Genomic DNA, 12523 nt, shown 5'->3' with positions numbered 1-12523 from the left:
TTCTTTGTGGCGCGCGGTCGTGAGGCAGGAGCGTGCGCCACACTCCCTATATACTTTGAATAAAATAGAATGATTTCATGGAGGATATAATAATGAGACTAAAAGATAAAGTTGCTATTGTAACGGGTTCAGCTCGAGGAATTGGCCTTGAAACGGCAAAACGATTTGCAGAAGAAGGGGCAACTGTTGTTATTTGTGACTTAAACCAAGAAGGTGTAGAATCTGCTGCGCAAGAAATCATAAGTGCAGGCGGCAAGGCTATGGGCATTGCTGTGAATGTAACTGATATTAAGCAAGTTGAAGCGGCCGTAGAAGAAACAGTAAAAACATATGGTAAATTGGATTGCTTGGTCAATAATGCTGGGATCACTGCAGACAATACACTCCTCAAAATGTCAGAAGATGAGTGGGATCGTGTTATCAATGTTAATTTAAAGGGTGTATATAACTTTGGCCAGGCTGCTGCAAAAGCGATGGCTGATACAGGAGGCACAATTCTTAACACATCAAGTGTGGTCGGCGTTTATGGAAACTATGGGCAAACCAACTATGCTGCCGCTAAGTGGGGCGTTATAGGTATGACTAAAACATGGGCTAAAGAACTCGGCAAAAAAGGCATTCGCGTTAATGCAGTTGCACCAGGATTTATATTAACACCAATGACAGAAAAAATGCCAGACAAAGTATTGGATATGATGAAAGGCAAATCGCCTCTACGAGATTTAGGTCGTCCATCCGATATTGCAAATGCTTTTCTATTCTTGGCATCAGATGAAGCTCGATTTGTAACAGGCACTGTCCTAAGTGTTGATGGTGGCGTTGTTTTATAGTCTTTGGCAAAGAACACCTTATGTTATAAATAAAATTATTCCACCAAGTGGACATGTCTAAATGTTAGACATGTCCACTTTTATTTGCAGATAAGCTCTAGAAAAAAGGTATAGAAAGAGCTTTGTGGGGGTCTTAACTTTTAATGGTATTCAAATTCCATTAAAAATCCATCAAAAAATAGTCAGGGTCTAATATAATGAAATGTCATATTTATATAATAGTGACTAAACTTTAGACAGTTTTTGAGGTAGAATAAATATGATAGGGTCTCAAAGCAAGCAATACTGTACAAAATATAGATGGTACGAATCTTGCATTAATATAGATACATAGATAAAGAGTCGTTGTTTGAAACACTTGCATATCGGGAGATTACGGAGGGACATACATGGACAATATGAGAATTCATGGTCTGGATACACTAATGGAACATGTCAGAGAAGGCATTATATGCGTGCGTGAGAACGGATCTGTGGTGCTTGCCAATACAAGAGCATGTGAAATCATCGGAATGTCACTTGAGAAAATGAATGGTGTTAATTTAAAATTCAAAGCGCCCTTTTTGGGAATTGGAGATGCAACAGAAAACAAAAAATTCATGCATGAAGACCATGTGACCTATGAAGGGGATGTGTATGTTGTATCGACCTTTCCAATAAGGCTGGAAAATGAAGCATCCATTATCTGCTGTGTGTTTAACAATTTGGTGGCCCATCAAAAGTTAAAGGCCAAAGTTTATGAAGATTCTCGGGATTACGATGTTCTAGATGTCTTAATGAACACTCTCGATGAATGGGTCGTAGTTGTTGATGAAAATGGAATTATTACACGAATGAGCAAGGCCTACAAAGATTTTAACCAAGATCAAAGCCCTGAAGGGAAGCATGTGACCGATGTTATTGAAAACACAAGAATGCATAAGGTCATTGAGGCAGGTGTTCCCGAGCTTAATGATGTTCAGTATATTCGTGGAAATAAAATGGTGGCCAATCGTGTGCCTATCAAGAGAGGCGATCGGGTCATTGGTGCAGTTGGAAAGGTTATTTTCAAAGACTTAAAGGATTTCTATACATTGAGTAATAAAATTTCTACCCTTCAAAGTGAAGTGGCTTATTATAAAGAAGAATTGGGGAGAGCACGGGCTGCAAAATATTCCTTTGATATGATAATTGGTGGATCAGAAGCCACAGAAAAGACAAAGTCCATGGCGAGACGTGCAGCAAAAACAGACTCCAATGTCCTAATCATAGGTGAGAGTGGAACAGGTAAAGAACTCTTTGCCCATGCCATTCATAATGATAGCTCCAGACGATTTGGCCCTTTTGTCAAGGTGAATTGTGCTGCAATTCCTGGAGAACTTTTAGAATCGGAGTTGTTTGGCTACGAAAGCGGAGCCTTTACCGGTGCAAGAAAAGATGGCAAAAAAGGAAAATTTGAATTGGCCAACAAGGGCACTATACTTCTTGATGAAATTGGGGAAATGCCGATTGAAATGCAAGTAAAACTTCTTAGGGTCTTACAAGAACGCGAAATAGACCGAGTCGGGGGTCAGGATCCCATAAAGGTTGATGTTAGAATCATTGCTTCAACCAATAAAGTTTTAGAAGATCTTGTGGAAGAGGGGCTGTTTAGGGAAGATCTGTTCTATAGATTGAATGTTATGCGAATAAACTTGACACCAATCAGAGAGCGGATTGAAGAAATACCAAGTATCACCGAAGCCCTTATTGTCAAATTGACAGAAAGGCTTGGCCTATATGTTTCAGGCATTTCACCGGAAGCCATGAATGTTATGATGCGGTATGAATGGCCAGGTAATATTCGAGAGCTTGAAAATGTCCTGGAAAGAGCTATCAATTTGCTAGATGACGATTTATTTATCAAGGCAGCCCACCTGCCTGACAAGTTGATAAAGAATAAGTATAAGGTACGCGCCCATAAGGGAAAACTTCTTCAAAACATTATTGAAGAAATGGAAAAAGAAATCATTCAACAAACGCTTGAGGAAAATGATTTTAACAAAAACAAGACCGCTAAGATTTTAGGCATTTCTAGAGCAGGTCTATACAATAAAATCAGCCAGTATCATATCAAGCAATAGGATTCGGTGGGCGTATGCAAGCATAAATAATATTTTTATAGCATATTTAACTAAATTTTACGACTTTTAGAATATATGTATAGATATGAGTACATAAATGTGTAAAAAAACTAGACATGAACATAAAGAAATCACAGTCATCTTAAGGCTGTAATATCAAGACTTGTAAAGGGCCTGTCCATTTAATGGACAGGCCCTTTATTTTAGTATGATGCATGGTCGCTCTGAGGGCTTGCAAATACTGGTTTGATATTGTGAATTATTTGGCACGTAGATTGCAATATGTATCTGTGAGTTAAAAAACGTAATCACAGATGTTTATCTATATTGGGAGGAAAAGATGAAAGTAAAATTTCAAACAGCTAAAGAAGCTGTCGACCAAATTCACGATGGAGCTCATATTGTAACGGGGGGCTTTGTTGGACTTGGCGTTCCAGAAGAAATTGAAATTGCATTGAAAGAAAAATTCAAGGCATGTGCGTCTCCAAAAGATTTAACACTTATATATGCCGCTGGTCAAGGCGATGGCAAAGAACGCGGTCTAAATCACCTTGGTCAAGAAGGTTTAATCAAGAAGGTTATTGGTGGACACTGGGGTCTTGCACCAAAATTAGGCAAGCTGGCCATAGAAAATAAGATTGAGGCTTACAATCTTCCTCAAGGCGTTATATCTCACATGTTTAGAGATATAGCAGCAGGCAAGCCAGGAACAATCACCCATGTTGGCCTAAAAACATTTGTCGATCCACGTCTTGAGGGCGGGCGCATAAATGATTTGACAAAAGAGGATATTGTTGAAGTTCTAGAACTAGATGATAAAGAATACTTAAGATACAAACACTTCAATATTGACTTTGCCTTTCTCAGAGGCAGTTACGCAGATGAAAATGGCAATGTTGTCCTCAGTGAGGAAGCGGTCCCACTTGAATCAACAGCTATTGCTGCAGCATGCAAGAACAGTGGAGGCAAGGTCATTGTACAGGTCAAAGAAGTTGTTAAGACCGGATCACTTGATCCCAAGCTTGTAAAAATTCCTGGAATTTATGTTGACACAGTGGTTGTGGCAGAATCTGATGATAATCATATGCAAACTTATATGAAGCAGTATGATGCTTCATATGCTGGCAACAGAAGAGCCCCTGATAATTCATTCAAGGCTCTGGGACTGAATGAAAGAAAGATTATTGGTCGCCGTGCTGCGATGGAATTGTCATCAAACTCAATTGTCAATTTGGGGATAGGCGTGCCAGAAGCCGTTGCCAACGTGGCAAAGGAAGAGGGGATTATCGATGAAATGGTTCTAACAGTTGAGGCGGGTCCTATTGGAGGTATTCCTGCGAGTGGTTTAGACTTTGGAGCATCGACAAATCCTGAGGCTATTATTGACCAGCCATATCAGTTTGATTTTTATGATGGTGGTGGATTGGATCTAGCCTTCTTAGGACTTGCACAGTGCGACAAGGAAGGCAATATAAATGTATCCAAGTTTGGGCCAAAGGTTGCAGGCTGTGGTGGATTTATTAACATCACGCAAAACGCTAAGAAAGTGATTTACTGTGGTACGTTTACAGCTGGTGGCTTAAAGGTTCAGGCGGAGCAGGGACAACTCAAGATACTTAATGAAGGCAAGATTAAAAAGCTCATTGACACTGTTGAACAAGTAACATTTAGCGGAAGTCATGCGGCTAAACAGAATCAGCCAGTTTTATACATTACGGAGCGGGCTGTGTTTGAACTGACTCAAGAAGGTCTTGTCTTAAAAGAAATTGCACCGGGGGTTCGTCTTGAAGAAGACATTCTTTCTCAAATGGACTTTAAGCCTATTGTGTCAGATGACTTAAAGCAAATGGATGCCCGCATATTTATGGATCAACCAATGGGGCTGACTATAAAGCCTTAGACTATTGAAGGACTCGGTTAGGCGTTGTGAAACTATAAGAGGACTAGAATCGGAGGTCAAAACTATGCTCGGAAAATCAATTAATGAGATCACAATGGGTGAAAAAGCAAGTTTTCAAAAGACTATAACAGAATCAGATGTTTATATGTACGCCGGTATTACGGGGGACTTAAACCCTGTTCATATCAATGACGAACATGCAAAGGCATCTATGTTTAAAGAAAGAATTGCACATGGCATGCTAACTGCAGGGTTTATTTCTGCAGTGCTTGGTTTACAACTGCCTGGTCCAGGGACTATTTATATGTCTCAATCCATTCGATTTACGGCGCCGGTTCGCATTGGGGATACGGTTAAAGCGGAAGCGGAAGTCATTGAGATCATCGAGGAAAAAAATCGCATTACCTTAAAGACTGTGTGCACCAATCAGCGCGGTGAAGAAGTATTGGTTGGTCAGGCCATGGTTATGCCACCCAAGAAGTAGAAATAATAATTTTATGAATGAACATGTGTGATGTAGCTGGAGTCGAGAGCGATGGGGTATGGCTCAAAGTTAATGTAAGTTATGAAGTCAAACGAGAATGGAACTGTAGGAGGTTAGGCATGAATTTTGAACTCAAAAAAGAGTATATCCTTCTTCGTCAGATGTATCGTTCATTTGCAGAAAATGAAGTGAAACCACTGGCTGAAGAAGTCGATGAGGAAGAACGATTCCCAGAAGAAACCGTTGAAAAAATGAAGTCTTATGGCTTTTTTGGAATCCCATTTCCTAAGGAATATGGGGGGGCAGGTGCTGATAACTTAGCCTATGCAATGGCAGTCGAAGAACTTTCCAAGGTCTGCGGCACAACGGGTGTTATAGTTTCAGCTCATACATCATTATGTGCAGCGCCAATCTACGAGTTTGGAACAGAAGAACAAAAGCAAAAGTTTTTGGTGCCACTGGCTAAGGGAGAAAAGTTGGGAGCTTTTGGATTGACTGAGCCAGGCGCTGGAACAGATGCAGCTGGTCAGCAGACGAGAGCTATTCTAGATGGTGATGAGTATGTCCTAGATGGGTCAAAAATTTTTATTACAAATGCAGGCTATGCCGACACCTATATTATTATGGCTATGACAGATAAATCAAAAGGTACCAAAGGAATATCAGCATTTATTGTTGATGCTACAACACCTGGATTCAGTATTGGTAAGAAAGAAAAGAAAATGGGAATTCGGGGTTCGGCAACATGCGAACTTATCTTTGAAAACTGTAGAATTCCGAAAGAAAATCTTTTGGGCAAAGAGGGCATGGGCTTTAAAATTGCAATGAAGACACTCGATGGAGGTAGAATTGGCATTGCATCTCAAGCGCTTGGACTTGCACAGGGAGCCATTGATGAAACTGTTACTTATGTGAAAGAAAGAAAGCAATTTGGTCGACCAATCTCCAAATTCCAGAACACTCAGTTCCAATTGGCTGACATGGAAACCAAAACGGAGGCGGCCCGCTTGCTTGTTTATAAGGCTGCTCGAGCAAAGGATGCTAAGGTTCCTTATTCCAATGAAGCAGCAATGGCCAAGCTCTTTGCAGCAGAAGCTGCTATGGATGTGACAACAAAGGCCGTACAACTTCATGGAGGATACGGTTACACAAGAGAATATCCTGTTGAGCGCATGATGCGTGATGCAAAAATCACAGAAATCTATGAGGGAACAAGTGAAGTTCAACGCATGGTGGTTGCGGCACACTTGCTAAAATAGGAGGTAAAGAGATGAATATCATCGTTTGTATAAAACAGGTTCCAGATACAACAGAAGTTCGCTTGGACCCTAAGACGGGCACATTAATTCGTGATGGTGTGCCAAGCATTATTAATCCAGATGACAAAGCGGGCCTTGAAGCCGCTCTTAGACTTAAAGATGAGCACAGTGCCCATATAACAGTTTTGACAATGGGTCCACCTCAAGCCGACAATGCCCTTAGAGAAGCTCTAGCAATGGGCGCAGATCGTGCAATACTTTTAACAGATCGAAAATTTGCTGGTGCGGACACATGGGCGACTTCAATGACTCTGGCTGCAGCTATAAGAAATCTAGACTATGATCTCATCATTGCTGGGCGTCAAGCCATAGATGGAGATACGGCACAGGTTGGACCTCAAATTGCTGAGAAACTTTCTCTCCCTCAGGTTTCATATGTTGATGACTTAAGGAAAGAGGGCAACAAGCTTGTTTTAAAGCGTGTCTTTGAGGATGGATACCATATGATTGAGGTGGAAATGCCTTGTCTTATAACGACGCTAAGTGAAATGAATACAGCACGCTACATGTCTGTAAAAGGGATATTCGATGCCTACCGTGAGATGGAAATTGAAACATGGACATATGAGAACATAGAAGTCGAGGAAGAACACCTGGGTCTAAAAGGGTCACCAACGCGTGTTAAAAAGTCATTTACAAAAGCTGTAAAAGCGCCTGGCAAAAAGTATGAAGTTGATCCACAACAGGCGGCTAAAATCATTCTTGAGAATCTCAAGGAAAAGTACATTATTGATTAGGAGGATTGTCAAGTGAACCATATCGACTACAAAGATGTTATGGTCTTTTGCGAACAGCGTGATGGACACATAGAAAAAGTATCAAAAGAGCTTGTTTCAAAGGCTAGAGAACTTGCCGACCAAATGGACTGTTCAGTAAGTGCTTTGGTCATTGGACATAAAATGGAAGATGATTTAAAAACCCTCATTCATTTGGGGGCGGATGAAGTTATTCTTGTTGAAGATCCTGCTCTAAAAATATACATGACAGAACCATACACTAAAGCCATGGTAGCCGTTGTTGAAAATAGAAAGCCTGATGCGATTCTTGTGGGTGCAACAACGATTGGAAGGGATTTAGCGCCTAGGGTATCCGCTAGAATCAATACTGGATTAACTGCAGATTGTACAAAATTAGAGGTGGATGAAGACACACAAAATCTTTTAATGACGCGTCCAGCATTTGGTGGCAACATTATGGCGACAATAATCTGCCCTGACCATCGTCCACAAATGTCAACAGTTAGACCTGGTGTCATGCCTCTGGCTGATCTAGATGAAAGTAGAAGTGGAACTATTTCGCATTTTGAAGTATCCTTAACAGCAGAGGATCAAAATGTAAAGATACTTGAAGTGGTGAAGGAATCAAAACAGAAGGTGAACATCGAAGAGGCCAATATTCTGGTTTCAGGTGGTAGAGGCATAGGCAAACATGAAAACATGACAAGCCTGGAGGGACTAGCCAATAGACTTGGGGGCACTGTTTCAGCCTCACGTGCTGTGGTTGATGCTGGTTGGATAGACCGAAACAATCAGGTGGGGCAAACTGGAAAAACAGTTCGACCAGATCTATATTTCGCATGTGGCATTTCTGGAGCCATTCAACATCTTGCAGGCATGGAAGAGTCTGAATTTATTATAGCTATCAATAAAGATGAAACAGCACCAATCTTTAATGCTGCGGATCTTGGTCTAGTTGGGGATGTCCATAAAATTATTCCTGAACTTATGAAATTGCTCCCTGAAAGAGAATAGAAAATGTAAAAAGAATAGACATGTCAACTTTCGAGAAAGGTATCTGATCCGCCTTAGGAACAAGCTTTGAGCAGGATGTACAAAATATTGGCACTCTTAGTATATGTGTGGATTTAAAGTATGTCTCAATGTGTTGATATTGCAGGTATCCGTTCTTTTGAAAGTTGGCATGACTATTGCAATATTATAGTATAGGTCAGGAAAACGTTATTTGAAGAATCTGACTTAAGTGATCTATAGGGTGCACTGTAACTGGCCATTGCAGACATATGCACTATATTAGATATAAAAGAATTAATGTATAAATATTAGACATGTCTATTTGTTGTACAACTTGTATTCGTAAGGGAGGAAAATATCGTGACATTAAGACATCCTTCAGTGATGAAAGGGCTATATTGGTTGACAGGCTCTGTTATTGCTGGGCAATTGATCTATAGCTATAACGAAAACATTGGATGGCTTTACGCTGTGTATTTCGTGACAAATTTGATTTTAACGGATCTTTTTGCCTTTGATTTTCGCAAGCCAGAGATCGAAACTGTGGTGCTTTTAAATTATATTGGGATTGCTCTTGGTATTGCCCTAGGCACGATTACAAGTACACTTGTAATGACAGTTCTTTTGATTCCCGCAGGTATCTATAATATATGGCTGGCCCATAGGGGATACACTGTATTCAAAAATCCAAAACACTTTGAACATGTTAGTGCAAGAAATAAAGCTATCGTTGAAAAAAAATCGGTATTTATGAACGTATTTTTCAGTCTCATAGGACTTATTAGCATTGCAGGACTTATTATGGGACTCTTTCTGTAAGAAAAGTGGATTTTATATCAAGGGGGATATAATATGGACGTTTTTGCGGTAATATTATCGCTGGTTTTACTGATGTTCCTAGCATACAGAGGCATTACTGTGCTTGTTTTAGCACCACTTCTTGCTATGCTTGCAGCATTACTAACTGGAGAAATACCAGCACTTAGTGCCTGGACAGGCTATTTTATGCCGGCGGCAGCAAGTTATTTACAAAAATATTTTCCTGTGTTCTTAGCAGGTGCCATCTTTGGTAAACTTATGGGAACCTCAGGCGCGGCGCGCTCTATCGCCCATTTTATTGCTGAGAAGGCTGGCAAAAAGAGAGCTATTGCAGCGGTTATAACAGCAACGGGACTCTTGGTTTACGGTGGTGTATCCTTATTCGTTGTTGTTTTCGCAGTGTATCCAATTGGAGCTATGCTCTTTAGAGAAGGTGACATTCCAAAGCGTCTGCTCCCTGCTGCGATTGCTGCTGGTGCATTCACATTTGCCATGACTGCTATGCCTGGTACACCGCAGTATATTAACACAATGCCTATACCATACTTTGGGACTGATATTTATGCAGCACCAATTTTAGGTATTGCAGGCTCACTTGTTATGTATTTTGGTTCTATCACATGGCTATCATACCGGTCAAATAAGATGAAAGCAACAGGTCTAGGATATGGGGATCATCCGAATGAAAACCTGAACCTAGATGGTGATGTTCCAGGCTTTGGTATGGCTATTACACCAGTCCTTGTTGTTTTTGTTATCAACTTCATCCTTACGAACATTTATTTTAAATCTCCAGCTGTTATGGCGCGCTATGAAGCTTTCGGTGGTGTTAATGGCATATGGAGTGTTGTTATTGCACTGTCTGTTGCGATTGTTCTTTCCTTGTTTTTATTTAAGAACTATATTAAGACGCCAAACAAAGACGTGTTTGACGGTGCTGTTGGATCGCTTTTACCGATCTTCAACACGGCATCGGAAGTTGGTTATGGTGGCGTGATTAAGTCACTTAGCGTTTTTGGTATTATTAAGGCAACCATTGTTAATATTCCTGGACCGCCTCTGGTTTCTATAGCTATTTCAACAACGGCACTGGCTGGGATTGTTGGCTCGTCTTCTGGTGGTACTGCTATGGCTCTTGAAGCTCTAGGTTCTGACTTCCTTCAGATTGCCACATCGAATGGAATAAATCCAGGCGTCGTACATAGAATTATGATTATGGCAGCAGGTGGTCTTGATACATTCCCACACTGTGGTGCGGTTATCACACTGCTAGCTGTTACAGGTCTTGACCACAAACGGTCTTATCCTGATATTGCGGTTTGTACAATGGCCATTCCACTGATTGCAACATTTGTAGCAATTGTATTGGCTATGTTTGGTCTGGTCTAGTCTAGTAAAGAGCATAAAATGTAAGAAAGCATGCACAATTTTTCTATAAGTGCGTTAAATAAAGCGAGAGTGTATGCCCCCAAAACGCTGGAAGCGAAATGCTGAAGGCGTTTTTTTTGTTTTATTTTTCGTACAGATGAATATACATGCCTATATGGTGTAAAATTAAAATAGGAGAATAGAAAGGGAGGGACTGGTATGGTTGGGGCCGTAATTTTAGCAGCAGGGCTTTCTAGAAGAATGGGTAAGTCGAAGTTGACACTTATGCTGGACAAAATACCAATAATTGAACATGTGATTAGACATGTAGAAGCCAGTGATGTCGATAGCATTGTCTTGGTTTACTCGAAATACACGAAAGATGTGAAAGCACTTGCAGATAGACACGGGATATTGTCTCTCAATAATGACCATGCCGAAAAGGGACTTTCTACAACTGTTAAGTTGGGCCTGTCCAATATGCTTGGGGAACAAGGGGTCATGTTTGTTCTTGGCGATCAACCCTTTATTGAAACCAAGGATATAAATTTATTGATTGGTCATTTTAAAAAGAATCGAGATAAGATAATTGTTCCTGTAAACTATGAGGGAAGGGGAAACCCGGTGATATTTCCTGAGAAATATTTCAAGGACATCTTAGCCATAGATGGAGATAAGGGCGCTCGCCAACTTCTTGACAAGTACATTGATGATGTTATTTTTATCGAGGTGGGGGAAAGCAAGATACAATTCGATGTGGACACTGTAGATGACTTTGAAGCCGCAAGAAAGCTGATTCGATGAAAGCTTTGAGTTGAGGTGATTTTGAAAGCCATCATTCCAGTTTGGATAAAAAAAGGGATGTGTTTAAAAACACATCCCCTTTGAGTCTTTATAATATTACTTATCGACTTTTACAATCCAGCCTTCAGGCGCTTCAACATCGCCAACCTGAATACCGCAAAGCGTGTCGTATAATTTACGTGTTACAGGACCAACTTCTGTTTCAGAATGGAAAACATGAAGGTTGTCTTTATAGTTAATGCCACCAATTGGTGTAATAACTGCAGCTGTACCACATGCACCTGCTTCAACAAACTCGTCGAGTTTTTCGACATGGCAATCACGTTCTTCAACAGTCATATCCATGTAGTTTTCTGCAATGTGCATTAGTGAGTACTTAGTAATACTCGGTAGGATTGAAGGTGATTTTGGAGTAACAAACTTGTTGTCCTTTGTGATACCAAAGAAGTTTGCAGCACCGACTTCTTCAATCTTAGTGTGTGTTGCAGGATCTAGGTAGATACAATCAGCATATCCAGCTTTAACAGCTTCTTCATGAGGCAGTAAACTACCAGCGTAGTTGCCACCAACTTTAGCAGCACCAGTGCCGTATGGAGCCGCACGGTCCATATCTGCGATTGTAAAGTTAACTGGCGCCATGCCGCCCTTGAAGTATGGACCAACAGGAACACAGAATACACTGAATAGGAATTCTGGAGCTGGCTTGACACCAAGGTTATCACCAATACCAATGATGAACGGACGAAGGTATAATGTTGCACCAGTTCCGTATGGTGGTACGAAATGTTCATTTGCTTTTACAACTTGAACACAGGCGTCGATGAATTGCTCTTCAGAGATTTCTGGCATTAGAATTCTTCGGCAACTTGAGTTCATTCTTTTTGCATTTTGGTCAGGTCTGAAAAGTTGGATAGAACCATCTTTTGTACGATAAGCCTTTAGGCCTTCGAAACATTGCTGGCCGTAGTGCAATGATGTAGAAGCTTCAGAAATAGAAAGTTTGTTGTCCTCAACTAGAGCACCATTGTCCCACTTTCCATCTTTCCAGTAAGACACGTAGCGTAGATCTGTCTTAATATAAGAGAAACCTAGCGTAGCCCAATCGATATTTGCAGTTTTGCTCATAATAATACACCTCACATATTC

General features: G+C 40.7%; 11 protein-coding genes. 10 read left to right on the top strand and 1 reads right to left on the bottom strand.

Translation table 11 applies throughout. The features are described 5' to 3' along the window. Nucleotides 1-92: 92 nt before the first annotated feature. The 10 genes from fabG to ACQ4KW_RS15975 all read left to right on the top strand — a co-directional run bounded on the left by fabG (nt 93) and on the right by ACQ4KW_RS15975 (nt 11377). Complete coding sequence (gene fabG, locus ACQ4KW_RS16020) at nt 93-830, top strand: 3-oxoacyl-ACP reductase FabG (RefSeq protein ID WP_430883474.1); 738 nt, start codon at nt 93-95, stop codon at nt 828-830. A gap of 389 nt (nt 831-1219) precedes the next feature. Beyond that, nucleotides 1220-2932: a sigma 54-interacting transcriptional regulator gene (locus ACQ4KW_RS16015; RefSeq protein WP_430883473.1), complete on the top strand. Its 1713-nt coding sequence runs from the start codon at nt 1220-1222 to the stop codon at nt 2930-2932. Nucleotides 2933-3272: 340 nt separating this feature from the next. Further along, nucleotides 3273-4832: an acyl CoA:acetate/3-ketoacid CoA transferase gene (locus ACQ4KW_RS16010; RefSeq protein WP_430883472.1), complete on the top strand. Its 1560-nt coding sequence runs from the start codon at nt 3273-3275 to the stop codon at nt 4830-4832. A 64-nt stretch (nt 4833-4896) separates the two neighbouring features. Beyond that, nucleotides 4897-5316: a MaoC family dehydratase gene (locus ACQ4KW_RS16005; RefSeq protein ID WP_430883471.1), complete on the top strand. Its 420-nt coding sequence runs from the start codon at nt 4897-4899 to the stop codon at nt 5314-5316. A gap of 119 nt (nt 5317-5435) precedes the next feature. Continuing rightward, on the top strand, nt 5436-6575 hold the full coding sequence (locus ACQ4KW_RS16000) for an acyl-CoA dehydrogenase (protein WP_430883470.1): 1140 nt from the start codon (nt 5436-5438) through the stop codon (nt 6573-6575). A gap of 11 nt (nt 6576-6586) precedes the next feature. Next, nucleotides 6587-7372 (top strand): electron transfer flavoprotein subunit beta, encoded by a 786-nt coding sequence (locus ACQ4KW_RS15995; RefSeq protein WP_430883469.1) that lies wholly within the window; start codon nt 6587-6589, stop codon nt 7370-7372. Nucleotides 7373-7384: 12 nt separating this feature from the next. Continuing rightward, entirely contained in the window at nt 7385-8386 is a 1002-nt protein-coding gene (locus tag ACQ4KW_RS15990; RefSeq protein WP_430883468.1) for an electron transfer flavoprotein subunit alpha/FixB family protein, read from the top strand. Between the two features lie 360 nt (nt 8387-8746). Then, nucleotides 8747-9205 carry a hypothetical protein gene (locus tag ACQ4KW_RS15985; RefSeq protein ID WP_430883467.1) on the top strand — a complete coding sequence of 153 codons (459 nt, stop codon included), beginning with the start codon at nt 8747-8749 and terminating at the stop codon, nt 9203-9205. A gap of 33 nt (nt 9206-9238) precedes the next feature. Next, the gene (locus tag ACQ4KW_RS15980) at nt 9239-10594 is read left to right on the top strand and encodes a GntP family permease (RefSeq protein ID WP_430883466.1); all 1356 of its coding nucleotides are present in this window, start codon (nt 9239-9241) and stop codon (nt 10592-10594) included. 198 nt (nt 10595-10792) lie between these two features. After that, the gene (locus ACQ4KW_RS15975; protein WP_430883465.1) at nt 10793-11377 is read left to right on the top strand and encodes a nucleotidyltransferase family protein; all 585 of its coding nucleotides are present in this window, start codon (nt 10793-10795) and stop codon (nt 11375-11377) included. 96 nt (nt 11378-11473) lie between these two features. On the opposite strand, the gene ACQ4KW_RS15970 is transcribed toward ACQ4KW_RS15975, so the two are convergent. After that, complete coding sequence (locus ACQ4KW_RS15970; RefSeq protein WP_430883464.1) at nt 11474-12502, bottom strand: branched-chain amino acid aminotransferase; 1029 nt, start codon at nt 12500-12502, stop codon at nt 11474-11476. Nucleotides 12503-12523: the final 21 nt, after the last annotated feature.

Origin of the sequence: Tianxiuia mixotrophica (assembly GCF_050596425.1) — a bacterium.
Taxonomy (GTDB): Bacteria; Bacillota; Clostridia; order Peptostreptococcales; family Acidaminobacteraceae.
This window is presented reverse-complemented; position numbering and strand designations above follow the sequence as displayed.

What these genes read in the sequence shown, in the direction of transcription:
- ACQ4KW_RS15970 (WP_430883464.1), bottom strand. Translation starts at nt 12,502, where the DNA reads ATGAGCAAAACTGCAAATATCGATTGGGCTACGCTAGGTTTCTCTTAT.
- ACQ4KW_RS16000 (WP_430883470.1), top strand. Translation starts at nt 5,436, where the DNA reads ATGAATTTTGAACTCAAAAAAGAGTATATCCTTCTTCGTCAGATGTAT.
- ACQ4KW_RS16015 (WP_430883473.1), top strand. Translation starts at nt 1,220, where the DNA reads ATGGACAATATGAGAATTCATGGTCTGGATACACTAATGGAACATGTC.
- ACQ4KW_RS15975 (WP_430883465.1), top strand. Translation starts at nt 10,793, where the DNA reads ATGGTTGGGGCCGTAATTTTAGCAGCAGGGCTTTCTAGAAGAATGGGT.
- ACQ4KW_RS15995 (WP_430883469.1), top strand. Translation starts at nt 6,587, where the DNA reads ATGAATATCATCGTTTGTATAAAACAGGTTCCAGATACAACAGAAGTT.
- ACQ4KW_RS16005 (WP_430883471.1), top strand. Translation starts at nt 4,897, where the DNA reads ATGCTCGGAAAATCAATTAATGAGATCACAATGGGTGAAAAAGCAAGT.
- ACQ4KW_RS15980 (WP_430883466.1), top strand. Translation starts at nt 9,239, where the DNA reads ATGGACGTTTTTGCGGTAATATTATCGCTGGTTTTACTGATGTTCCTA.
- ACQ4KW_RS16010 (WP_430883472.1), top strand. Translation starts at nt 3,273, where the DNA reads ATGAAAGTAAAATTTCAAACAGCTAAAGAAGCTGTCGACCAAATTCAC.
- fabG (WP_430883474.1), top strand. Translation starts at nt 93, where the DNA reads ATGAGACTAAAAGATAAAGTTGCTATTGTAACGGGTTCAGCTCGAGGA.